The 20,823-nt window shown below is 42.4% G+C and carries 21 protein-coding genes; 16 read left to right on the top strand and 5 right to left on the bottom strand.

Annotation, left to right across the window (positions count from 1 at the left end):
* Nucleotides 1-9: 9 nt before the first annotated feature.
* Nucleotides 10-1,221 (bottom strand): ATP-binding protein, encoded by a 1,212-nt coding sequence (locus FQ608_RS11150; RefSeq protein WP_158858313.1) that lies wholly within the window; start codon nucleotides 1,219-1,221, stop codon nucleotides 10-12.
* A 243-nt stretch (nucleotides 1,222-1,464) separates the two neighbouring features.
* Here FQ608_RS11150 and FQ608_RS11145 point away from each other — a divergent pair, with 243 nt between their 5' ends.
* The 9 genes from FQ608_RS11145 to FQ608_RS11105 all read left to right on the top strand — a co-directional run bounded on the left by FQ608_RS11145 (nucleotide 1,465) and on the right by FQ608_RS11105 (nucleotide 10,481).
* Nucleotides 1,465-2,406, top strand: coding sequence for a carboxypeptidase-like regulatory domain-containing protein (locus FQ608_RS11145; RefSeq protein ID WP_158858312.1), 942 nt, complete (start codon nucleotides 1,465-1,467; stop codon nucleotides 2,404-2,406).
* 370 nt (nucleotides 2,407-2,776) lie between these two features.
* Complete coding sequence (locus tag FQ608_RS11140) at nucleotides 2,777-3,064, top strand: FtsB family cell division protein (RefSeq protein ID WP_158858311.1); 288 nt, start codon at nucleotides 2,777-2,779, stop codon at nucleotides 3,062-3,064.
* The gene (locus FQ608_RS11135) at nucleotides 3,045-3,623 is read left to right on the top strand and encodes a hypothetical protein (RefSeq protein WP_158858310.1); all 579 of its coding nucleotides are present in this window, start codon (nucleotides 3,045-3,047) and stop codon (nucleotides 3,621-3,623) included. The genes FQ608_RS11140 and FQ608_RS11135 overlap by 20 nt, the downstream gene beginning before the upstream one ends.
* 29 nt (nucleotides 3,624-3,652) lie before the next feature.
* Complete coding sequence (gene epsC / locus FQ608_RS11130; protein ID WP_158858309.1) at nucleotides 3,653-4,486, top strand: serine O-acetyltransferase EpsC; 834 nt, start codon at nucleotides 3,653-3,655, stop codon at nucleotides 4,484-4,486.
* Between the two features lie 43 nt (nucleotides 4,487-4,529).
* Nucleotides 4,530-5,408, top strand: a complete 879-nt coding sequence (gene cysM / locus FQ608_RS11125) for a cysteine synthase CysM (RefSeq protein ID WP_158858308.1) — start codon at nucleotides 4,530-4,532, stop codon at nucleotides 5,406-5,408.
* A 236-nt stretch (nucleotides 5,409-5,644) separates the two neighbouring features.
* Complete coding sequence (locus tag FQ608_RS11120) at nucleotides 5,645-8,056, top strand: ABC transporter permease (protein WP_158858307.1); 2,412 nt, start codon at nucleotides 5,645-5,647, stop codon at nucleotides 8,054-8,056.
* A gap of 178 nt (nucleotides 8,057-8,234) precedes the next feature.
* Nucleotides 8,235-8,909 carry an ABC transporter ATP-binding protein gene (locus FQ608_RS11115; RefSeq protein ID WP_158858306.1) on the top strand — a complete coding sequence of 225 codons (675 nt, stop codon included), beginning with the start codon at nucleotides 8,235-8,237 and terminating at the stop codon, nucleotides 8,907-8,909.
* Nucleotides 8,887-9,057, top strand: coding sequence for a hypothetical protein (locus FQ608_RS11110; protein ID WP_158858305.1), 171 nt, complete (start codon nucleotides 8,887-8,889; stop codon nucleotides 9,055-9,057). The genes FQ608_RS11115 and FQ608_RS11110 overlap by 23 nt, the downstream gene beginning before the upstream one ends.
* Nucleotides 9,058-9,149: 92 nt before the next feature.
* Nucleotides 9,150-10,481, top strand: a complete 1,332-nt coding sequence (locus FQ608_RS11105; RefSeq protein ID WP_158858304.1) for a TolC family protein — start codon at nucleotides 9,150-9,152, stop codon at nucleotides 10,479-10,481.
* Between the two features lie 4 nt (nucleotides 10,482-10,485).
* Here the strand turns inward: FQ608_RS11105 and FQ608_RS11100 are convergent, their stop codons facing one another.
* Nucleotides 10,486-11,883, bottom strand: coding sequence for a sensor histidine kinase (locus tag FQ608_RS11100; RefSeq protein ID WP_234364175.1), 1,398 nt, complete (start codon nucleotides 11,881-11,883; stop codon nucleotides 10,486-10,488).
* Complete coding sequence (locus FQ608_RS11095) at nucleotides 11,831-13,219, bottom strand: sigma-54-dependent transcriptional regulator (protein WP_158858303.1); 1,389 nt, start codon at nucleotides 13,217-13,219, stop codon at nucleotides 11,831-11,833. The genes FQ608_RS11100 and FQ608_RS11095 overlap by 53 nt, the downstream gene beginning before the upstream one ends.
* A gap of 344 nt (nucleotides 13,220-13,563) precedes the next feature.
* On the opposite strand from FQ608_RS11095, the gene FQ608_RS11090 reads away from it, so the two are divergent.
* The 7 genes from FQ608_RS11090 (at nucleotide 13,564) to FQ608_RS11060 (ending at nucleotide 18,544) form a co-directional block, all read left to right on the top strand.
* Nucleotides 13,564-14,814 (top strand): efflux RND transporter periplasmic adaptor subunit, encoded by a 1,251-nt coding sequence (locus tag FQ608_RS11090; protein ID WP_158858302.1) that lies wholly within the window; start codon nucleotides 13,564-13,566, stop codon nucleotides 14,812-14,814.
* 126 nt (nucleotides 14,815-14,940) lie between these two features.
* Complete coding sequence (locus tag FQ608_RS11085) at nucleotides 14,941-15,093, top strand: hypothetical protein (protein ID WP_158858301.1); 153 nt, start codon at nucleotides 14,941-14,943, stop codon at nucleotides 15,091-15,093.
* Between the two features lie 204 nt (nucleotides 15,094-15,297).
* Nucleotides 15,298-15,651 carry a four helix bundle protein gene (locus tag FQ608_RS11080; RefSeq protein WP_158858300.1) on the top strand — a complete coding sequence of 118 codons (354 nt, stop codon included), beginning with the start codon at nucleotides 15,298-15,300 and terminating at the stop codon, nucleotides 15,649-15,651.
* Nucleotides 15,652-15,812: 161 nt separating this feature from the next.
* Nucleotides 15,813-16,508: an ABC transporter ATP-binding protein gene (locus FQ608_RS11075; protein ID WP_158858492.1), complete on the top strand. Its 696-nt coding sequence runs from the start codon at nucleotides 15,813-15,815 to the stop codon at nucleotides 16,506-16,508.
* A gap of 398 nt (nucleotides 16,509-16,906) precedes the next feature.
* On the top strand, nucleotides 16,907-17,443 hold the full coding sequence (locus tag FQ608_RS11070; RefSeq protein ID WP_234364174.1) for a hypothetical protein: 537 nt from the start codon (nucleotides 16,907-16,909) through the stop codon (nucleotides 17,441-17,443).
* A 9-nt stretch (nucleotides 17,444-17,452) separates the two neighbouring features.
* Complete coding sequence (locus FQ608_RS11065; RefSeq protein ID WP_234364173.1) at nucleotides 17,453-18,001, top strand: hypothetical protein; 549 nt, start codon at nucleotides 17,453-17,455, stop codon at nucleotides 17,999-18,001.
* A 6-nt stretch (nucleotides 18,002-18,007) separates the two neighbouring features.
* Entirely contained in the window at nucleotides 18,008-18,544 is a 537-nt protein-coding gene (locus FQ608_RS11060) for a hypothetical protein (RefSeq protein WP_234364172.1), read from the top strand.
* Nucleotides 18,545-18,567: 23 nt separating this feature from the next.
* Here FQ608_RS11060 and FQ608_RS11055 read toward each other — a convergent pair whose 3' ends face one another.
* On the bottom strand, nucleotides 18,568-19,641 hold the full coding sequence (locus FQ608_RS11055; RefSeq protein ID WP_158858299.1) for an Ldh family oxidoreductase: 1,074 nt from the start codon (nucleotides 19,639-19,641) through the stop codon (nucleotides 18,568-18,570).
* Between the two features lie 72 nt (nucleotides 19,642-19,713).
* The gene (locus tag FQ608_RS11050) at nucleotides 19,714-20,682 is read right to left on the bottom strand and encodes a Ppx/GppA phosphatase family protein (protein ID WP_158858298.1); all 969 of its coding nucleotides are present in this window, start codon (nucleotides 20,680-20,682) and stop codon (nucleotides 19,714-19,716) included.
* Nucleotides 20,683-20,823: the final 141 nt, after the last annotated feature.

Raw genomic sequence — 20,823 nt, 5'->3', positions numbered from 1 at the left:
TCTCTAATATCAACCATTTTTCAGGAACGCAAAGGCTGGCAGCAACGTCACAGAAAAACCATCTTTTTCAAAACTGTCTTCTTGTTCCAAAGTTACAATCACTCCTTCTTTTTTATCAAAAAAGCGCATTGTTTCGAGAAGACCGTTATATTCTCGGTCAAAATTCTCATCGTTAATATGATAGCAAACCTGTATGATTTCCCTAGGTTTTCCCTTTGAAAAAGCCACAAAATCACATTCTCCTTTTCCCTGGAAAAAGAAAAGATCGGTGTACTTTCTACGAAGATGCAAATATACAACGTTCTCCAGTTTCCTGCCCCTGTCTTCTGTGAAAGAAGTGGACAAGGCATTGATAAACCCCGTATCCATGGTGTATATTTTTCTAGGGTTCCTTGCCTGGGCTTTGAGCGAATAGCTGAACTGTGGCAAAAACTCAAGCAAGTACGAATCCCTGAAAAAAGAAAAGTATTCGAGCATGGTCGTTGTGGATTTTATGCCGAACATTCCCGATAGTTTGTTTGCCGAAACGGGCCGGGCTATATTGGTGATCAGGTAAACAGCTAGTTGCTTTAGTGCGGTAACATCTCTTATCCCATGGCGTACGGCAATATCCCTCACGATGATATCTTCAACCAGATTCGTTAAAATAAGTACCTGATTATTTTTGACATATTCGGGCATCCCCCCGGTTTGCAGATAATCGAGTAAGGTGTTTCTATCTGGTTTTGCCTGTTTTAATGAAAGATATTCCGAAAAAGAAAAGGGAAACAACTCTATCGAAAGATGCCTTCCTGTGAGGTGAGTTCCCAATTCCCTACTCAAAAGCGACGCATTTGAGCCTGTTATAAATACCGTATAGCTCTCACGAAGCAGTTGGTTAATGATTATTTCCCATTTTTCGACCAATTGAATTTCGTTAAAGAACAAAACCTTTTGCTGCCTCTGCTTTATTTCCTTTTGCAACCGAACAAAATCCGAAGATTCAAAACCGGCAAGACGTATGTCCTCAAAATTGAGGTACAATGCGTCATCATAATTTTTATTTAGTAATTGTAACAACAAGGTACTTTTGCCACAACGTCTTATTCCGGTGATGATGGTGGCGAAATTTTCCACTATTGGAACATCTGCCAATGCGTTTCTTGGTATTTCATTTCCTTTCTGCAAAAACGTTACTTTTTGGGCATCTATTACACCACTTATTTCTTCCTGTCTTAGCATGTCTCTTGTGCTTGATCCTACAAAGTTAACAATTATTCATTAGTAATGAATGACATCATCTATTACTAATGAATAAACTTATCCAATATAAATGGATAAAACATAAAAACCAGCATTCATGCTGAAGTGGCCTATTAAACCAAGAAGGAAGATTTTAACCGTTCAACGGGCAAACTACATCCTTCAACTTGACCATCCGTAAAGTAACGAAGGATGTTTTAGGTACCTTTTTTAAATCAGGTCATGTTCAAACAACTAATAGCAGTATCAATTGCTTTTTTTCTATTGATTGGTGGCAACTTCATCAATGCCCAGCAGGTATCCATTTCAGGCCGAATCGTTGACGGTTCTACCAAAGAGCCTCTTCCCTTTGCCTCTGTTTTTATCAACAACTCCATGCAGGGTACCGTATCAGCTGAAAACGGTCAATTTGAACTTATGGTCAATGATGGTTTTCATGAAATCGTTGTTTCCATAGTAGGGTTTGAAAGGTTGGTTTACCAAGCTGATTTTACCCCTAAATCTCCGAAATATCTGTTTGAGCTTGCTCCGCTTGTTGTTGAAATGAAAGAATTGGAAGTAAATGCGGTTAGAAGCAGCGAGTGGTACGAAAATGTGAGGATTTTTCAATATCATTTCCTTGGCAACAGTGAGAATGGCATCCGCAGTGAAATTCTAAACCCGGCGGTGCTCGTTATAGACGGGCAGGAAAGTTCGCTCAAAGTAAGGAGTGCGGATTTTATGGAAATAGAAAATCACGGCTTAGGACTGCGTATCAGATACTTGTTGTCATCTTTTGAATATGATATCGAAGAAGGACTCGTTCACTACATGGGATATCCCAGCTATGAGGAACTGGACGGCGGTAGGTCCAAGGTCAATCGATGGACAAAAGCAAGGGAAAGAGCTTACTTGGGATCTTGGATGCATTTTAAAAGAGCTCTCCGGGATGGAACGTTAAGCGAGGAGGGATTTGAAGTGAGAAGTGTGGAAATGATTCCAAATCCAGAGAGACCGGAAGATCATGTCATTGAAGAGGCAAAGGAGCGGTTAGAGGAGATACAAGGACTTTCCTATAGTTTGTTTAGAGATTCCCTTACTGCTTTGGTGGAAAAGGAAAAGCTACCCAGAAAAATCGAAAAAGTTGGCAAGGAGCCAATGGCAATAGGGTGGATGGGGCAATAGAGCTGGATTTCAAAAATTATCTTCAAATAACCTATGTAAACAGCAATCTCCCAAGAGAATATGTGCGAAGCTTTCGACGAGGCTATCGCCCATATGCTGACACTCCGGTATCAAACATTCGATTAATTTCTCCTATCACCATCTATCCATCGGGACTTGAATCAAATCCGCTCGATCTTCACTTATACGGATACTGGGCGTGGCAAAAGATGGCCGATTCGCTTCCTATGGACTATCCATTGGAAGAAAAATAGTAAATCCATATCTCTGGCTATCACGCATGCGTAGTGGGAATTGACGATATTATTCTCTCAATTTACCTTTAAGATTACTATGATTGCATATATTTGTGTAAACATATAGGAAGACGATGGGCAAATACCTTAAATACACCAAAAACTTCTACTTCATTTTTACCGTTTTATTTATCGGGTGGATGGTTTTTATTGACTCCAACGATATAGTAAGCCATTTTAAGTTGCGCGCAAAACTTCATGAATTGGAAAAGCAAAAGGAATTTTACCAAGAGCGGAAGGATAAGGTAAATGCCGAGCGCGAAGAATTGATGAGTAATTACGAACTTTTGGAGAAGTTTGCCCGTGAAAGGTATTTGATGAAAAGAAAAACGGAAGACCTTTATGTTATCATTGAAAAATAAAATTAAGAGGCTGAAGGGGGTCGCCCCGGTTCTATTATTCCTCGCATTCTCCACTTCCCTGAGCTATGGACAACGGGAATTTTACCCGGAGGAAACCCCCCCTCTTAAGGAGAGGATGTATTATGGCGGCAATTTCAGTGTTCAGTTTGGTACGATTACCTTTGTTGATGTGTCACCGTTGGCTGGGGTAATGCTGACAGAAAGGTATTCTGCTGGTGTGGGGGCAACCTATCAATATTTCAACAACAGGTTTTACCGAAATGCCCAAGCCCACATTTATGGAGGTAGACTTTTCAACCGATACCATGTCTTTCCCAAAATTTTTGCCCATGCGGAGTATGAGGCTCTTAATGTGGAAGTTGCCAACCCCATTCCGAATACCACTGAGGTGGTATTTACAAGGGATTGGGTTCCAGGGCTGATGGTGGGTGCTGGTTATTTCTCTCCATTTGGAAATAGAGGCGGCATGAATATTACCGTATTATATAACCTCACCTACGACAACAGAAGATCCCCATATAATGAACCATATGTAATCCGGGTGGGTTTCATATATTAAATAAAACCCACATCCTGCTGACTTTCCCCATGGACTCATTAATTGATCAGTTACATGCCGCCCATAACAAATGCCCAGAATGCCCATCCCCAAAAGTAATTAAGCGGTTTTTTGAGGAATTGTTGGGAGTATTGTTTCCAGAGCATGCCAACGAACCGCTTAAAGAGCGAGGAAACTTGGAGATGAAGTACTTTGATCTTTTGGTTCAGTTAAAGGGGATTTTGACCAAAAACCCCAATCTCATAACGGGTGATGGTGAAAAGCTAGCGGATAAATTTTTTTCCTCACTTGGGAATATCTATCAATTGTTACTTGAAGACTTGGATGCCATGTATGCTGGTGATCCTGCTGCCAAATCCAAGACAGAAATTGTTCGGTGCTATCCGGGATTCTATGCCGTATGTGCCTATCGCATCGCTCATCAGTTATATACGATGGGTATTTCTTTGATTCCACGTATGATTACTGAATATGCGCACAGCAAAACTGGAGTAGATATTCACCCTGGAGCAAAAATAGGGCGCTTTTTCTGCATCGATCACGCCACGGGTATTGTAATCGGAGAAACTACCGAGGTGGGAGATAATGTGAAAATCTATCAGGGGGTCACTTTGGGAGCTCTAAGTGTGAAAAAGGAGGATGCCGATAAAAAGCGCCATCCGACCATTGAAGATAACGTGGTCATATATGCAGGTGCTACGATCCTCGGAGGTAATACCGTAATAGGTAAAGATAGTGTAGTCGGAGGTAATGTGTGGTTAACCAAGAGTATTCCACCCAACAGCAAAATCTATTACCAAACAAAAATCTACGACGGATCTACCAACCTGACGGATTTTTACGTTTTGAAAAACGAAGCTTGAAAAAGGTCACACCCTCTTTTTTTAGCTAAGAACCATACCAATTATGAAGTTATTTGAATTGATAGGGAATACTCCCTTGATTGCTTTGCAGCATATATCTAACAATCCAAACGTGCAGATTTTTTGTAAGCTGGAAGGTCAAAATCCCGGTGGCTCTGTCAAGGATCGGGCTGCGTACAATATGATTCGATCTGCTCTTGATAGAGGAGACATAAAAAAGGGCTCAAAGCTCGTGGAAGCAACCAGCGGTAATACCGGCATTGCCTTGGCCATGGTGGCCTGTACACTGGGAGTGGAAATGACTTTGATTATGCCTGACAATTCTACAAAAGAAAGAGTCATATCCATGGAAGCCTATGGGGCCCGTGTTATTTTGACCCCTGCCGAGAAAACCATCGAATATTCAAGAACCTTGGCGGAGGAAATGGCAGCGAATGAGGGTTATTTCATGTTGAACCAGTTTTCCAATCCCGACAATTATTGGGCGCATTACCAAACCACCGGTCCTGAAATATACAAAGATACAAAGGGTAATGTGACCCATTTTGTCTCAGCCATGGGTACTACGGGAACGATCATGGGTGTATCCCGGTACCTCAAGGAGAAAAACCCAGCTATTCAGATCGTAGGGACTCAACCCACAGATGGGTCTAGTATTCCCGGGATCCGACGCTGGTCTCCGGAGTTTTTGCCCAAAATTTTTGAAGCAAAAAGAGTTGATCAGATTATTGATGTCAGTGAAAAACAAGCCACGGAAATGACACGCAGAATGGCGAAAGAGGAGGGTATCCTGGCGGGTATGAGTAGTGGCGGAGCGTTGCATGCTGCCCTAGAGCTCTCAAATACATTAGCCGAAGGAATAATTGTCTGCATTGCCTGTGATAGGGGAGATCGATATTTGAGTTCTGATCTTTTTGGCTAAAATTGCAGCGTATTGACAGCGCAAGTATTTAGATGCATGTCTAAGCATTTTACAGACTGTTTCCAAAATGATTTTATAATTGCAATAGAATCCGATTTAATGATCGTCCGAATACGGCCAAAAATGATCGGGATTCATGGGTGTTGTTTAGGCAAAGTCTATTTTTATAGCCATTTGGATGGTTTTTTATGGCATGCAGATAGTAGCTTATTCCTAAATATCTAAGGAAGGTTGCCATGTTGAAAAATTACCTGCTTATTGCATTTAGAAATATCAAGAGGAATCCCCTACGGACATTTGTCCACATATTCGGGCTTGCATTGGGAGTTGCCGTTTGCACCGTTGTATTTCATGTCGTTTATCATGAAAACTCTTTCGATACGTTTCATCAAGATTCGGACCGTATTTATCAGGTCAATACAACGACGAGCTTTCTCGGCGAAGCTGCAACCAATGGCGGCGTTCCTGTTCCGTTGGCACAGGTAATAGAAGATGAAGTTTCAGGGATTGAACAAAAAACCTTTTTTTATACATTGTGGGATGTAAATGTCCGCAATCCTGAAACCGACTACTGGTATCCCAATCATACGCAGGTAACCTATGCGGACCCGGCTTTGCTGCAAATGTTTCCACGAGAATGGTTGGCTGGTAATCCTAAGACTGCCCTTCAGGACTTAAATCAAGTGGTATTAACCGAGTCAGTAGCCAGTAAGTTCTTTCCGGAGCAATCCCCCAATCAAATCATTGGTAAATTTTTGGAGTATTTCTTTTTGGATACACTTACCGTACAGGTCGCTGGAGTGGTAGCGGACTTTGAAGAAAAATCAGACTTCGTGTTCACCGATTTTTTGTCAATTGGTAACTTTTACCAAGAAAGGAATATAGACTTTTATAATGTAGAACAATGGGATAATGTAAACTCCTCTTCGCAGCTTTTTTTGAAACTTTCAGAAGGAAAAACCCCAAAGGATTTAACACCGGATTTTGAACGGTTAATAGCTAAATATTTAGCATCGGAGGAAGGAATAGCCACCCAATTTTCCCTTTTGCCATTATCAGAGCTTCACTTCAACCAGAATTTTGACAGACCTGGAGCAAGTCGGGTCGTACTATATGGGTTGATAGTGATCGGCGGAATAATACTTCTGCTTGCTAGTTTGAATTTTATCAATTTGGAGACTGCTCAATCGATTCTACGGGCCAAGGAAGTGGGGATTAGAAAGACTCTTGGAAGTAGCAGAACCCAGTTAATCTTTCAATCGATTACAGAGACAGGCTTACTAGTGGTGCTTTCGATCGGGGCAGGAATTGCAGGGTGTGAATTTTTAACGGTTTATTTTCATGATTTTCTTCCATCGGATATGGTGATTAATTACAGCAGCTCGGAGAGTTTGATGTTCGTAACTGGTTTATTTTTAATATTGACTATTTTCTCCGGCATATTTCCCGCCCTGCTGTTATCAGCTTATTCACCTAAAAAAACGCTGAGTAGAGACTTGAAGGTACCACAGGGTTTTTCATTTGGATATTTCATTCAACGTAACCTCACGGTTGTACAATTTGCATTTTCTATCGCCTTTGTAGTTGCTGTATTAACCGTTTCCAGTCAGGTAGATTTTTTGACAAATAAGGAATTGGGGTTTGATAGAGAGCAAATACTCTATGTTAGGCTACCCTATTCTTCGGTGACACCCGAGGGAAAGCGGACTTTGCAAACAGCAATAAATCAGCAATCCTTCGTCCAACAGTCTAGTTTCGCAAGCGACATGTTGGCTTCCTCTGGGATCTGGACCTCGATAGTTGAAGTCCGAGCTTTATCGGATAAACCGCAGCTTTCTGTTCAGGTAAAGGCTATAGATGAAAATTTTATGGATTTGTTCGGTGTAGAGATAGTTCAAGGTCAAAATCTTAGTACACATTCCAAGCAGCTTCTGATCAATGAAACACTCTACCAACAACTGTCCAATATCCAAAAGACTGACATTATTGGAGGAATATTAAATTATGGTGAAGAGGAATATGAAGTGGCAGGTGTAGTCCCCAACGTTCATACCCGCACGCTTAGAGAATCTATACTCCCCATGATCTTCCACTATAGGCCAACTAACTCCAACACCCTAAATGTAAAGGTTAGTAAGGGGAAAAATCTGACCATCGCAAAATCGGAACTTGATGCCGTATTACAAACACACTTCCCTTTGGAAACAGAAGGATTCCGCTTTTTTGACAGGGAATTGGAATCGTTTTATGCAACGGATCTCAAATTGACCAAAATACTATCCATGGCTTCTTTTATGGCTATTGTGATTAGTTTGTTGGGATTGTTTGCATTGACATCCTTTACCATCGCCAAGAAAACCAAAGAAATCAGTATTAGAAAAGTATTGGGAGCTAGTGTGCTTCAACTTCTTGTTGGTATTACCAAATCCTATGTGATTTTGATTTCTATGGCTGTTTTGTTGGGAATTATTCCAGCCTGGCTATTGCTGGACCTGTGGTTGTCGGAGTTTGCGTACCGCATCCCCATGCCTTTTCACCTTTTTGCTATTGCCGGGATTTTTCTTTCACTTCTCGCATTGATGATTGTATCCATTCACGGTTTAAAGGTCGCCCATAAAAACCCTTCGGAGGTTTTAAAGATTGAATAATTCGCTTGCAACACAATACAATAACATCAGAGCAACATAATACAAAAATGTTCGCCAGCGACCAAAGTTGTACGGTACATTGGTGCTATCTTTTCCGAATATGTCCTTTTAGAGTTCAATTGGATATATGGGTTATGGCATGATACTGGGAATACAGGATTTAAAATATTAACGAAAAATGATCAAACTTGAAGAAGTAGACAAGTACGTTGAATCCCGATTTCAGCGGGTTTTTATTTTAAAAAACATCAATCTAACATTCAATCAAGGAGAGTTTATTACCCTAATGGGTCCCTCCGGGGTTGGTAAATCTACCTTGCTCAATATTATTGGTTTGTTAGATCAGGAATATGAAGGAAAGTACAGCTTCGATGGAAACTCAATCAGGGGGATGAAGGAAAAGCAACGATCGGCATTACACAAGGCCGAGTTTGGGTATATTTTTCAAGCCTACCACCTAATTGATGAGCTGACAGTGTATGAGAATATTGAGACGCCGTTGCTCTATAGAAATGTATCCTCTCAAGAACGTAAAAGCATAATTGCTGAACTGTTGGATCGGTTTCAGATGGTGGCAAAGAAGGATCTATTTCCAGAACAGCTATCCGGAGGACAGCAACAGCTTGTAGGAGTGGCCCGCGCAATTGCCGGAAAACCCAAGGTCTTGCTCGCCGATGAACCGACTGGAAATCTACATTCTGTACAAGCAAAAGAAATCATGGAGGTATTTCAGGAATTGAACAAGGAAGGCACCACCATCATCCAGGCAACCCATGCCAGGGAAAACGCCGATTTTGGAACCCGTTTGATTGAAATGCTTGACGGTAAAATTGCCAACGATATCCGAATTTAAACATGAAATCGAGCCTGCCTACCGGACAGGCAGGCATGAAGCAAGCGCCACCCACCGGGATGATTATCATGGCGAGATTCTCCCGAGAATCGGGACAGGCTACCCCGATAAACCGGGGCAAGTTATGGCCACTGAAGAACAATTATAAACATATGAAATCGAGCATGACGCAAGCGACGCACGGAGGGATGACTATTGTGGCGAGATTCCATGTGACAATTGAAAAACAATTATAAACACATGAAACCAATTCTTTGTACCCTTTTTATTTACGCGGCTGTTGTTACTCGTCTTGTAGCTCAGGACACTTTACTTCTCAATTTCAATGAAGCCGTACAGCTTGGGCTTAAACAAAATATCACCTTTCAAGCTCTCCAAAACGAACAGGAACAGCTTCGGTTGGAAAAAATTAACGCTAAATTGGGACACTTACCCAATCTGAATATTTCCAATTCCGCATTTCGCCAGATTGGACAGCAATTCCAGCAGGTGGAAGGACAGGTTATTGTTACCAATGAAATCAACAATATTCTTTCCTCCCGGGTATCAGCGCAAATGCCGATATATAATGGAGGCAGAAGAATCAACCGGACCCAAGCCTCCGTTTATTTTGAGGAAGCTGGTAAGCATGGGCTTGTGGCAGCTTCCCAGGAAGTGATTTTCACAATCTCTCAGCAATATTTGCAGGCGTTGTTGGATGGGGAACTGTATCAAATCTCGTTGGAAAACTTGAAAAATCAGCAAATGCTGTTGAGGCAGATTGATGGCTTTGTGGAAACAGGATTAAGAACCCAAGCTGACCTATATAACCAACAGGCGGAGGTCGCTAGGTTGGAGTCTGTAGCTGTTCAGGCTAAGATTCAATGGGAAAGTAGCCTTTGGATTCTGGCTGAAACCCTGCAGTTGGAGGAGGAAACCTTTCCTGTATTGAGTCCGGTTCCACTGAATGATACAACTGAAAACTATTTGAGGCTTCCCTTTCATGATCTTTATCAAGAAGCGCTTTTACAGCGACGGGATCTTAAGCAACAACAGGTTTTGGAGCAGGCAAACAGAAAGATGTTGGCGGTATCCAAGTCCGCCAGGTTTCCTCAACTAAATCTTTTCATGGAATACAGTTCATTCTATACCTCGTTGGACGAGAGGATGCTTAGGGAGCAGTTTATGCGGGTATATCCACAACGCAATATTGGTTTTTCATTTAATATTCCCCTGTTTAACAACTTTGACCAGGTAGCAAATATTGGAAGAAGCAGAGTTAACCTTCAAAATCAGCAATTGGAGTTGGGTGCTTTGGAACGCCGAATTTTTCAGGAGGTTAAATTAGCCTATGAGAACTATTCCGGGGCCATCAAGCGGGAAGAAGCGACTGACGTTCAATTGCAAGCCGCTACACTTGCCCAAGAAGCGATTTCAGAGCGTTTCCGGTTGGGAGTAAGCAATTTCGTGGACTTGGCGCAGGCCAACCAGCAATTGGTCACCGCCCAGTCGGATAATGCTCAGGCAAAATATTCGCTCTTTTTTCAGCAAATTATGTTGGCTTACGTACTTGGGGATATTCAAATTGAATAAAAGATTATCCGAAGCGGAGAAGGAAGGTAGTCTGTTTTCCCGGTGTGGATTGGACCTCCAGCGACCCTTGATGTAAATTCATGATCTGTCGGGAAATGGCCAGTCCAATTCCGCTTCCTGTCTTTTTGGTCGTGAAAAACGGGACGAATATTCTCTCCAGCGCTTCTGGTACTATCCCTTCTCCATGGTCCGTTACCCGAATGAAGGGAATAGATTGCACGTCTAATCCTGCTGTTAAGAGTATTTCTTTGTTTTCTGCCTGAGCCATGGCCTCCTTTGCATTTTTAATTAAATTAATAAGGATCATTTGGATTAATTCCTGGTCAGCTCTAATTTCTAACCCCGCGGGATTCATTTGAAGAGATAAGCTAATTCCAGATTTGGCAAGCTCTTCTTTCAGCAGAACATGGCAATTGTCAAATAATTGCTTTACCGATACATTGGTCAAAATGGGCTGGGGTATATTTGTGTAGTCGCGGTATGCATTTACAAAATTTACTAATCCAGTGCTACGTTTGGAAATGGTGCCAAGTCCTTCTGAAAGATCCATGTAACATTCACTGTCCAGTTCCAGCATTCCGTCATCTTTCTCCTGAATATCTTCTTCGAGGATAATTCCCAATGTATTGGCCAAGCTGGCTATGGGCGTCATGGAGTTCATGATTTCATGACGTAGGACTTTGGTTAAGTTTTGCCAGGCTTGGAGCTCATTTTTTTGCAATTCTGTTTTGATGTTTTGGAAGGAAATCAGTGTCCAACTGTTTCCGTCCATTTTGAATGCGGCAGACTGGACATTTAGGTGTAGGTCTGACCGTAAATTGATAGAAAACGATCCACCTGGCTTTAAATCCACCACCTTGGCCAAAAGGTCCGGTGATAATTTGCCCAGATCATAAATGTCTTTAAACTGATGGATTTGAAGCAGTTGCTTGGCAGCCCCGTTGATGACTCCAATCCTTCCTTTGCTATCAAAGGAGAGTATGCCCGTGTTGATATGCTGGATCATGATCTGCAAAAACAGCATTTGTTCCTCTTTTTCTGCTCTCGTTTTTTTAAAAGCGTCGATCACCTCATTGAAGGAGAGGTTCATCTCCCGAAACGATTTCCCCAATTTACTGTCTTTGGTAAATGTAGAGGAAAAGTCAGAATACCGAATCGATTCCAAAAATCGGGTGATTTTTCGGTTCGTGGTGTTTCCGTAAGAAATGAGATTCATCGTCATCCCAATCAAAAGCAATAAAAAAATAACCGACAATATCAAAGAATCTTCCTCAAGGAAAGTGTATACTAACCCGAACGTAAACAAAATCACGCTTAGCACCCTCCAGACAATTCCTGCGAAAAATGATTTAAAGCCCATATCTTTCCAACCTTCTGTATAGGGATGATCGTGTAAGTCCAAGTTCTTCAGCGGCTCGGGTAATATGTCCGTTATGCTTTTGCAGTGCTTTTCTGATCAGGATTTTTTCCACATCCTCTATATTGAGGTGGTCAAGACTTACTAGGTCTTCCTGCTTTTCTGGGCTGAGTTGTTTTTGAATAAAGAGATCCTCAGGTTGTAATACACCGTGATTTGTCATGATAACAGCCCGTTCTATACTGTGCTGCAATTCCCGGATATTTCCCGGCCAGTGATATTTTTGCATCCGTTTTATTAAGGCTTCTCCTGCTTTTCGGATATCTTTCCCATATTTCTTGGCATATACCTCTATAAAATGATTGGCCAGCAAGGGTATATCCTCCAAGCGGTCCCGGAGGGGGGGGAGAGTTATTTCAATGGTGTTTATTCGGTATAGCAAGTCTTGCCTAAAGGTATTGGAATAGACCATTGTATGGATAGCCATATTGGTTGCGGATATGAGTCGAATATTCACCGATATGGGCTTATTGGCTCCTACCCGGGTTACTTCCCTGTTTTGCAGGGCAGCAAGCAATTTGGCCTGGAGAGGAAGGGGTAGATTTCCTATCTCATCTAAAAACAAGGTGCCTTTGTTAGCTTGTTCAAACCTGCCTGCCCGGTCTTCCTTAGCATCGGTAAAGGATCCCTTTTTATGGCCAAAGAGTTCACTTTCAAAAAGTGTGGATGTAATCGCTCCCAGGTCTACCCCGACAAAAGCTTCCCGGTGCCTGCGGGAATGCCGGTGAATGGCCCTCGCTATTAATTCCTTTCCCGTTCCATTCTCTCCAAGAATTAGTACATTGGCATCGGTTGCGGCTACACGGTCTATCGTTTCAAACACTTTCACCATGAGGGGACTTTGGCCGATAATGTCTTTGAACTTACTGTCAATGTCCTTATAGAGCTGCTCCTGTTGGTTTTTGAGCTCGGAAATCTCTAGTTTGGACTGCCTGAGTTGTAGGGCTGCATGTAGGGTTGCCAGCAATTTCTCATTTTCCCAAGGTTTTAGGACAAAGTCAGTAGCACCTTCCTTTATTGCCTTTACGGCTGTATTTACGTCACCGTACGCCGTGATAAGGACAACCACTGCAGAAGAATCCAGTTCCAAAATCCTGTCTAGCCAATAAAACCCTTCCTGTCCACTACTGACATCTTTCGTGAAGTTCATATCTAATAGGATGACATCGTATGATTCATTCACGATCAATACAGGCAAAATTCCCGGGTTCGTTTCGGTGTCAACCTGGCCGAAATGCCTTTTTAGAAAAATTTTTGCTGCTTTTAATAAGTCTTCGTTATCATCAACAATTAGAATTTTTCCTAGTTTTTGATCTTTCATGTATAATTGGTAAAAATTAGGTGTCGAATATCTTATTTATAGCATGTAAAATAATGAATTGTGTATGATCCCTGTCCAAAACATGTACCGAATAGAAAGTTCATAGGAAATCTTCTCACAATCGTCCTATACCTGAAATTTACGGTATTTTTAACAAATTTAAAATGGTAATAGTAGAAGTTTGTAGTCCGATACGCTGCAATTTTGGTCGCTGACGGACGATTTTGTCCGAAATGAATGGTGGGGAAAATTTACAGATGCGTAATTGGTTGTTTTTAGGCTGTTTTTTTCATGGCATGTATATTGGCTTAGGAGGAATTACAAAAAGAATTTAGATTACCGAGATGGATCGAAAACTTGAGAAAAAGACGTGGACCCCCAAACTTATTGCTATGATATCAGGCGGCGCACTCCTAATGGGATTTGTCGTTTATCAACTGGCTTTTGCCGACAAAAGGTCCACGATGAATGTGTCCATCGAAAGGATTACGTTGGCAACAGTTAGGGAAGCTGAGTTTACTGACTATATTCCAGTAAGCGGAACCTTGGAACCAGGAGAGACTTTTTTTCTAGATGCATTGGAGGGTGGAAATATCCAACAGGTGGTAAGGGAATCCGGAGCCTTGGTAGAGGTAGGTGATACAATACTAATGCTTTCAAATTCCAAACTACAACTTGAGGTAATGGAACGCGAATCCGGGCTTTATTTTCAGATTAACAACTTAAGGCAAGTCAGGCTGCAATTGGACCAGAATGATCTGAGTCAGCAAGGGCAACTGGCTGAAATCGATTACCAGCTTAGTTTGCTCAAGCCTCAATATGAACGTTTCAAAGAGCTTTATGGGAAAAAACTGGTGTCCGAAAGGGAATTTGAAGAAGTGAGGGAGCAATATGACTACAATGTCAAACGCAGAAAACTGACTTATGAAGCCTATAGAAATGACTCGATTTCCCGGGTATCCCAAAAGCAGCAACTTCAGGATTCAGAAAGTAGGATGAACCAATCATTAGACGGTGTAGGACGAATTTTGGACAATTTGGCAGTACGAGCCCCTACTTCTGGGCAATTGTCTACCGAACAGCTTCAGGTTGGGCAGTCCATATCACCGGGTGAGCGCTATGGGCAGATAGACATTTTGGATAAGTTTAAAGTCAAAGTTCCGATAGATGAACTTTATCTTCCTAGAGTTTATACAGGACTTAACGGATCTTTTTCTTTGGCCGGGAATTCTTATGAACTAGAAATCAGTAAGATATATCCTAATGTAACGGGAGGTAGGTTTGAGGTTGATATGATATTTACAGATGAATTGCCTGAAGGTATCAGGCGTGGACAAACAGTCCGTATTCGCCTGGAACTGGGAGAGAGTGAGCAAGCAGTTTTGCTTCCTACCGGGGGATTTTATAAGGATACGGGTGGCAATTGGGTATTTGTCTTCAATCCCGCCACTGGCAAAGCAGAGAAGAGAAATATCCGCCTTGGACGAAAAAACCCTGAATTTTATGAGGTGCTGGAAGGACTTTCTCCTGATGAAAAAGTAATTGTAAGTGGATATGAGAATTTTGGTAAAAATGAGGTGTTGAATTTGAATTAGACGGAAGATGGAAGACGGAAGACAGAAGACGGAAGACGGGAGACGGGAGACGGGAGACGGCGGGACTTAGGGACGGAGAGACTGGAGAGAAGGTAGGAGGAAGACCGAAGTCTGAAGACGGGAGGTTTGGGACGGAGGGACTTAGAGATGGGAGATGGGGAGACGGCGGGACTTAGGGACGGAGAGATTGGAGAGAAGGTAGGAGGAAGACCGAAGTCGGGAGAAAGAAGATGGAAGGCAGAAGACCGGAGAGGGAAGAGGGGAGACGGCGGGGCTTAGGGACGGAGGGAGTGGAGAGTAGGTAGGAGGAAGACAAAAGACCGGAGACGGAGGATGCGAAGACCGGAGGAGGAAGACGGAAGATCGGAGAGGGAAGATCGGAGACGGAAGGAAGAGGGGTCGGAGGATTGAATTTTTCATTCTCATAGAAAGAACGGTTAAATTGAACAGGACATTTAAATTTTGATTTAACCTTTTACGAATATGACATTCAAATTTGAAAAACTAATTATATGGCAAAAGGCGATGGATTATGGAGAGGAGATACATTTAATGGTTTTGACGTTTCCAAATTATGAAATGTTCGGATTATCAACGCAATCGAGAAGGGCTGCTGATTCAATTGCGCTCAATATCGCAGAAGGCTCGATAGGCCAACCTAAACCTGAGCAAAAGAAATTTATGGGATATTCGATTAGGTCATTGGCAGAAGTGGTAACCTGTTTACATAAAGCAAAAAGGACGAATTATATAAAAGAAGAAGAATTTCAATTAAGATACGAAGAAGCCTTCAACCTAATGAATATGATGGTAGGATTTAAAAAAAGCATCAAATAATGTCAACTACCGTCCCCCATCTTCCAACGTCGGTCTCCGGTCTTCCGTCTCCAAACTTGGGTCTCCAGTCTCCGGTCTTCCGTCTTCCAACCTCGGTCTCCGGTCTTCGGACTTCTAACTACAATCTTAACAAAAACAATTACTCTAACAAACTACCCAACATGCACATCATCAAAACAGAAAATCTAAAAAAACTTTACACCACCGAAGAAGTGGAAACCACCGCATTGGACAGTATCAATATTGAAATCCAGAAGGGGGAATTTGTAGCCATCATGGGTCCGTCGGGATGCGGGAAGTCAACCTTGCTTAACATCATCGGCTTGCTTGACAATCCGGACGAAGGTGCATACCATTTTATTGATCAAGATGTGGCCAAGTATTCTGAGAGAAAGCGTTCACAACTTCGAAAGGGAAACATTGGCTTCGTTTTCCAAAGTTTCAACTTAATTGATGAACTTACCTGCTATGAAAACGTTGAATTGCCGCTTCTCTATTTGAAAACTCCTGCAGATGAGCGTAAACGAAGAGTGGAGGAAGTACTATCCCGTATGAACATCATGCATCGAAAAGACCATTTCCCACAGCAGCTATCAGGAGGACAGCAGCAGCGTGTAGCCATTGCCCGTGCGATTGTAGCAAAGCCGGCGGTAATCTTGGCCGATGAACCCACAGGTAACTTGGATTCTGCCAATGGTGAAGAAGTGATGAGGCTGTTGGAGGAACTAAATAATGAGGGTACTACGATCGTCATGGTTACCCACTCCCCGCACGACGCCAATTATGCCCACCGTATTATTAACCTCTTTGATGGCAAAGTGGTAACGGAAAATATAAGGGAGCAGTTTCATATTTAGGGAGATCGAAGACGGAAGACCGGAGAGGCTGTGTGAAAAGACTAATTATAAAAATTTTCAACGTACAATAATTTGTTTCAATAAATTATTTCAGTTATAATGAAATAAAATATCAATAAATCATTAAAATCCTCTGCGTAATTCTGCGAGATCAGCGGGAGATTTTGTTTTTACACAGTCTCCGGAGTCGGGACATGGGAGAGGGGAGGAGTTTAAATCACGCTAAGTTTTCAAAGGCGATTTGAATCATTTGGAAAAAAACGATCAATACTCTCAACAAAGCAACATTTTTTGCCGTCTAATATTCAGTTAATCGGTCGAGTCAATTTATTAGTCGAATCGAAGGTGTATTGTTTCGGGTTTGTTGTTTAATTTTGGACTTAATTTAGAGAGGAAAAATGATGCTAAGAGTAGTTTTATTTGGGATTTTGTTGATTTGTTTTCAGAGATTTTCTTTTGCGCAAGAGGTACCAAGCCAATCCATTTATGCCGAACTGGGAGGAGCAGGTTTGGCGTATTCCTTTAATTACGACTTTAGGTTTGACAAGTCGGACATCAATTCCTGGGGAATGAGGGTTGGTGCAGGAGGCTGGTCAAGAAACGACGGCAATTATTCCGAAGGGTTACTTACCGTGCCCGTTCAGTTTAATAGGCTGTTGGGAAAGAGCCGTCACTTTTTTGAATTTGGCGGCGGGGCTACATTCATTTATTATCGGGACCGAAACTCGTGGGGGAATAATGACTATGTTTACAAAAACTTCAACTTTATTCTTGATTCTGGAGATACGCCGGCCTTCATGGGTACCCTGAATATGGGATACCGGAAAATCCCAGAGGATGGTGGATTTACTTTTCGTGCAAACCTCACCCCATTGTTCAATCATACTGGATTTTGGCCTTTATTCGGTGCTGTTAGTTTTGGTTACGCCTTTTAAAAGTTAATTATGAAAAAGATTTTTGTTATTGCCCTAGCACTAATGCCATTGTTTGATGCCCATGCGCAAGATACGTCAAAAGTGCCATACCAAGCTGCCTATTTCGAGGTAGGCGGTGCTGGCTTGATTTACACGTTCAATTACGATTTTCGATTTGATAAAAGTCAGATGGATTCTTGGGGGATGAAGGTGGGTGCCGGGGGGTATTGGATCAACGACTCCGGGTTTTTCTCCGTGCCTTTCGAGATTAACAAATTATTTGGAAAGGGTCCGCATTACTTTGAAATAGGGGCCGGCATAACCTTCATGGCATTCAAGTCAAATTATTATGAATGGACCTGTAATGAAAATGGATGTTTCAGTACCTACTACCCACAGCGGACTGAAATTGTGCTTCCCATAAACGGTTCGCCAAACGGCATGGGAACAATGAATATTGGGTACCGAAGAATCCCTGTAGATGGTGGGATATCATGGAAAATTAACTTGACGCCACTTTACAACAGCAATGGTTTTTGGCCTTTATTTGCTGGGGCAGGTATCGGTTATGCCTTTTGATAAGAAATGATGGGAAGGGTTGGTTTGTGTATTATTGTGTTTCTTGGTTTTCAAGGAGGTGTGTTAGCCCAGAATTCGGCAACCAAGGCAGTTTACGCAGAACTCTATGGAGCAGGGTTAGCTTATTCAATCAATTATGATTTTAGGTTTGATAAGAATGACATCAATTCATGGGGCATGAGAGTTGGTGCAGGAGGCTATGCAACAGGAAATTCCAATAATTCTGAAAGGTTACTTACGGTACCTGTTCAGTTCAACAAGCTATTTGGAAAAAACCGTCATTTTTTTGAATTAGGCGGCGGAGGTACGCTAATTTATTTTAGGGATCGGAACTCTTCCGGAGGTATAGACTATGTGAATAAGAACTTCGACTTCTTCTTGGAATCTGGTGATACACCAGCTTTGATGGGTACGCTGAATTTTGGATACCGTAGAATCCCCGAGGACGGCGGATTTCTATTTCGAACAAATATTTCCCCTTTTTTCAACCATAACGGTTTTTGGCTGCTTTTTGGAGGGGTTAGCTTGGGGTACGCTTTTTAAAAATAGGTCAGATTAACGATCGCTTACCAGCTCACTCCGAATTTTTCACCTAAGGCCTTTAAGTCCGCTTCTACGGAAGGGAGTAGAGGGATACCTTTTTGCCTACGTTCGGCCTCAAGTTCCCGTTCTGGATCGCCTGGAATCAAAACCTTTTCCTGACCGTCAACTGGAGTTGCTTCTCTGAAGCGGGAGATCCACGTGTCCATATTTGCTTTAAATTCATCAGCGGGCCGAAAGGCATCCACGCGCATCGCGCCAAAGAAATGACCCAGACCCTCACCTACGGGATGGGGATGGGGTTCTAAAAAAGCTACAAAAGGAGGTACCCAGGGTCCGTAATTTGCACCGGAAAGTACGGCAGAGAATATATCCACCACAGCTCCCAAACCATATCCCTTATGAGATCCGTGTTCCCTGTCACCACCCAATGGTAGCAAGGCGCCACCGTCTCTTACTCCATTTGGACTGCTTGTAGGTTTTCCGTCTTTATCCTGTATCCAGCCGAATGGTGCCTCCTGTTGTTTACGTTGTAGGATCTCCAATTTTCCATTTGCCGCAGTCGTGGTAGCCATATCCAATACAAACGGAGGTTGCTCTTTCGCAGGGATGGCCACAGAAATGGGATTGGTACCAAGCAGTCTTTCCTTTGAAAAGGTTGGACTTACAAGAGGACTGGCATTGGTCAAAGAAATCCCAATCATGTCATGTTCCAACGCCTGCATGGCATGTATGCCAGCGATGCCGTAATGGTTGGAATTACGTACGGACACCCATCCCGTACCTGCGATTTTTGCTTTTTCTATCGCCACTTGCATGGCAAACGGAGCGACCACCAGCCCCAAACCTCCATCACCGTCTACAACCGCAGTACTGGGTGTTTCGTGCACGACCCTGATATCTGGTGTTGGGTTGATCCTATTCACCTCCCAAAGTCTGACATACCCTGATAGTCTTGCCACTCCATGGGAATCCACCCCGCGCAAATCTGCCGATAAAAGAACTTTAGTAGCGGTGATGGCATCATTTTCCGGGCAACCGATCTTTACTAATATGTTTTTGGTAAAGGTTTCTAAGTGTTGTAAGGAAAAGGTATGCATGGTGTGCGTAAGAAAAGGAATTATGTTCAAATAGGAAAACGGTGCGTCTAACCGATTGCTTTATTTAGCCGATCAACTCAATTGTTGGGCTAAGATCGGGGAATCTTTTGAAATGGATTTTTGCATCAATTCAGCTATGGCTCCTTCTTTCAAGGAGTATGTGGAGCAATACAACCTTGTGGGAGTAATATGCCGAAGTATAAAGGAAATTAAGCATGACGCCACTACAATCATATCCACGCGCATAGGAATCATGCCTTTTATCTCCAGCCTTTCAGTTTTATTTAAGGTCAGAAGTTGCCGGGCGATGGTGTGGAAATCGGAAACTGGGATGGAATAAACGTAGTGTTTTTTGTGTCTTGTTTCGTTGTCACTTGCGAGGTAGATGTCCGTCAAGGTGTCAAAGGTACCGGACGCTCCTACAAAGCGGGAAGGCTTATAACGTATAATTGCGCTAAGCAGTTGGGAGAGTTTGACCCCAAGATATTCATTAAGTTTGTCGACCTCATCCGGCAAGATGGGATCGTGGTAGTGAAATAGGTCCAACATTCGTTGCCCACCTATTTCGAAACTTTGTTTCCAAAAAATTTCTCTTTCGTTGCCTATTATGAATTCCACCGATCCGCCACCAATATCCACCATCAGCGAACATTCTTCGTTCAAACTTCCGCTAAGCTTGATGCCCTTATATATAAGTTCGGCTTCCCGATCGCCATCTATGACTTGAACGGGGAAGCCGAAACGTTGCTGGACAGCTTTGATAAATTCCAGGCCATTTGTCGCATTCCGGACCGCACTTGTGGCAAAAGCTGAGATCTGTTGTATTTGCTCACCTTGGATCAGGTTATGAAAATGGCCAAGGGTATGAAAGGCTCTTTTTTGGGCATCAGGCAGTATGGTGCGGTGGGAGATACCTCCCTCACCAATTTTCACAGGAATTTTTTCCTTGTAAATTGTTTCAAAAGAATCACCACAAAATTCCACCAATATCAAATGGAAAGTATTGGTGCCCATATCTATTACTGCTGCCTTTTTTTTCATTTTTCCAGCTGTGTTTTTGATGCTGCGAATATAGAAAGTTTATTTAAATCTGCCGGATGATTTCTACTTTACTACGCAATAAAATGCAGGTTATTTTTTATTTTACGGAACATGGTCTTTTTTGACTAAAATTTATTTGAA

This window comes from Lunatibacter salilacus, from assembly GCF_009797935.1.
Taxonomy (GTDB): domain Bacteria; phylum Bacteroidota; class Bacteroidia; order Cytophagales; family Cyclobacteriaceae; genus Lunatibacter; species Lunatibacter salilacus.
The sequence above is the reverse complement of the archived record's forward strand: the minus strand, read 5'-3'. Positions and strand labels throughout refer to the sequence as shown.

Bases quoted from the DNA above. Each gene is read 5' to 3' on its own strand.
- FQ608_RS11095 (WP_158858303.1), bottom strand. From the start codon at position 13,219: ATGAAAGATCAAAAACTAGGAAAAATTCTAATTGTTGATGATAACGAA.
- FQ608_RS11135 (WP_158858310.1), top strand. From the start codon at position 3,045: ATGTTATCATTGAAAAATAAAATTAAGAGGCTGAAGGGGGTCGCCCCG.
- FQ608_RS11055 (WP_158858299.1), bottom strand. From the start codon at position 19,641: ATGCATACCTTTTCCTTACAACACTTAGAAACCTTTACCAAAAACATA.
- FQ608_RS11060 (WP_234364172.1), top strand. From the start codon at position 18,008: ATGATGGGAAGGGTTGGTTTGTGTATTATTGTGTTTCTTGGTTTTCAA.
- FQ608_RS11115 (WP_158858306.1), top strand. From the start codon at position 8,235: ATGATCAAACTTGAAGAAGTAGACAAGTACGTTGAATCCCGATTTCAG.
- FQ608_RS11065 (WP_234364173.1), top strand. From the start codon at position 17,453: ATGAAAAAGATTTTTGTTATTGCCCTAGCACTAATGCCATTGTTTGAT.
- cysM (WP_158858308.1), top strand. From the start codon at position 4,530: ATGAAGTTATTTGAATTGATAGGGAATACTCCCTTGATTGCTTTGCAG.
- FQ608_RS11150 (WP_158858313.1), bottom strand. From the start codon at position 1,221: ATGCTAAGACAGGAAGAAATAAGTGGTGTAATAGATGCCCAAAAAGTA.
- FQ608_RS11050 (WP_158858298.1), bottom strand. From the start codon at position 20,682: ATGAAAAAAAAGGCAGCAGTAATAGATATGGGCACCAATACTTTCCAT.
- FQ608_RS11080 (WP_158858300.1), top strand. From the start codon at position 15,298: ATGACATTCAAATTTGAAAAACTAATTATATGGCAAAAGGCGATGGAT.
- FQ608_RS11105 (WP_158858304.1), top strand. From the start codon at position 9,150: ATGAAACCAATTCTTTGTACCCTTTTTATTTACGCGGCTGTTGTTACT.
- FQ608_RS11145 (WP_158858312.1), top strand. From the start codon at position 1,465: ATGTTCAAACAACTAATAGCAGTATCAATTGCTTTTTTTCTATTGATT.
- FQ608_RS11070 (WP_234364174.1), top strand. From the start codon at position 16,907: ATGATGCTAAGAGTAGTTTTATTTGGGATTTTGTTGATTTGTTTTCAG.
- epsC (WP_158858309.1), top strand. From the start codon at position 3,653: ATGGACTCATTAATTGATCAGTTACATGCCGCCCATAACAAATGCCCA.
- FQ608_RS11090 (WP_158858302.1), top strand. From the start codon at position 13,564: ATGGATCGAAAACTTGAGAAAAAGACGTGGACCCCCAAACTTATTGCT.
- FQ608_RS11140 (WP_158858311.1), top strand. From the start codon at position 2,777: ATGGGCAAATACCTTAAATACACCAAAAACTTCTACTTCATTTTTACC.
- FQ608_RS11075 (WP_158858492.1), top strand. From the start codon at position 15,813: ATGCACATCATCAAAACAGAAAATCTAAAAAAACTTTACACCACCGAA.
- FQ608_RS11120 (WP_158858307.1), top strand. From the start codon at position 5,645: ATGTTGAAAAATTACCTGCTTATTGCATTTAGAAATATCAAGAGGAAT.